General features: G+C 73.7%; 3 protein-coding genes. All 3 read left to right on the top strand.

What is annotated here, in order from left to right:
- Positions 1-36 precede the first annotated feature (36 nt).
- The 3 genes from AB0389_RS37885 to AB0389_RS37875 all read left to right on the top strand — a co-directional run bounded on the left by AB0389_RS37885 (position 37) and on the right by AB0389_RS37875 (position 1,254).
- A complete protein-coding gene (locus AB0389_RS37885) occupies positions 37-357 on the top strand; it encodes an RRQRL motif-containing zinc-binding protein (protein ID WP_366400136.1) in 321 nt (106 codons plus the stop codon).
- 96 nt (positions 358-453) lie between these two features.
- Complete coding sequence (locus AB0389_RS37880) at positions 454-846, top strand: DUF6251 family protein (protein ID WP_366400135.1); 393 nt, start codon at positions 454-456, stop codon at positions 844-846.
- A gap of 81 nt (positions 847-927) precedes the next feature.
- A complete protein-coding gene (locus AB0389_RS37875; protein WP_366400134.1) occupies positions 928-1,254 on the top strand; it encodes a hypothetical protein in 327 nt (108 codons plus the stop codon).
- The last annotated feature ends 15 nt before the right edge of the window (positions 1,255-1,269 follow it).

The raw sequence follows: 1,269 nt of genomic DNA, 5'->3' as shown, positions 1-1,269 counted from the left end.
GGGCAGGAACCCGCTCGTCGTAAGCGGCGCCCAGAGATGCCGACGCGCGGGTTCAGCAACGTCTTCGTCCGAGATTTCGCGAACCCGCCTTCTTTGCGGCCGGGCGGTCAGGAAGTGGCCGCACAGATCCTGTGGCGCTCCCGCCGCGACCGCACCGGCATCCGCGCCGCCTACCTCTACCGCATCGACCGCGCCTTGCCGGTCCGGCCGATGACCCCCGCCCGCCGCGCGGCACTCGCGAAAGCGATGACCGCCCGCCGCACCTGCCCCGAATGCGGCAGGGACGCCGGATACGTCATCCCCACGTCGCTCGGTATGTGTGTGCCCTGCTTCGACGCTCCCGCGCTCGCCGCCTGACAGTGCATCAGCCCCGGCAACTCGCCGTGAGGGCGCCGGATCGACTCCGGCCCGGGGCACTTCCCGTACCACTCCAGCTCATCGAACGGAGAGACCGTGGAATCCTCCCTGCCCGCCCCGCGTACGGTCGTCCAGCTCCCGGACGGCACCCACGCCTACATCGACCCCCACACCCTCCCCACCCCGGCCCCGGCCTCGGTCGGCGGACCGCAGATCGTCCACGTCCACCAGGCCCCGCCGGACCGCACGGTCCAGCGGATCGCGCTCGGGTCCGGGGTCGGCGCGGGCGCGGTGGCCGCCGGGGTCTACTTCGGCCCGCTGCTGGTCGGCGTGCTCACCGCGATGGCCGCGAACCTCGCACTCCTCGCCCTGCTGGCCGCCGTGTGCGCGTGGGGCGTGGTCACCGTCGTCAAGGCCGTCACCCCCGGCGACAAGCCGGACGGAACACAGCAGCCCGGCAAGCGGGTGTCCCGCAAGGGCCGTGCCTGACGGCTGCCCGATCAACCTGTCCCGTACGGGTGGTGAGGGGAGCTGGGACAGTCCCGGCCCGCGAGAAGGGGAAAACCGCTGATGCGCTCCTACACCTCCGCCGAACGCCGCCGCCGTGCGTGGCTGGTCACCCGTGGTGTGAAGCAGGCCGCCGCCGGCCCCGACGCCGTCAACCCGCGTATCGACGCGGAGATCGACCGGATCGACGCCCGCGCCGCCGACCGGCGCCGCCGCGAGACCGACGCCATGCACGACCTCCTCGACCGGGCGAAGGACAACGTCGCCGCCGCCAAGGCGGCCGAACGCACCGCCACCCGCGACGCCCAGCACGCCGCCCGTACCGCCCGGCGGGACGCCGAAGCGGTCCTGCACCGGACCGAACAGGCCGCGCGGCGCATGGGCCTGTGATCACGCCCGGGACGG

The sequence above is a fragment of the Streptomyces sp. NPDC093109 genome, assembly GCF_040701725.1.
Taxonomy (GTDB): Bacteria; Actinomycetota; Actinomycetes; order Streptomycetales; family Streptomycetaceae; genus Streptomyces.
Note: the sequence above shows the minus strand (reverse complement) of the source record. Positions and strands in the feature narration are given on the sequence as shown.

Excerpts from the sequence above, each read along its gene's own strand:
- AB0389_RS37875 (WP_366400134.1), top strand. The coding sequence starts at position 928 with ATGCGCTCCTACACCTCCGCCGAACGCCGCCGCCGTGCGTGGCTGGTC.
- AB0389_RS37885 (WP_366400136.1), top strand. The coding sequence starts at position 37 with ATGCCGACGCGCGGGTTCAGCAACGTCTTCGTCCGAGATTTCGCGAAC.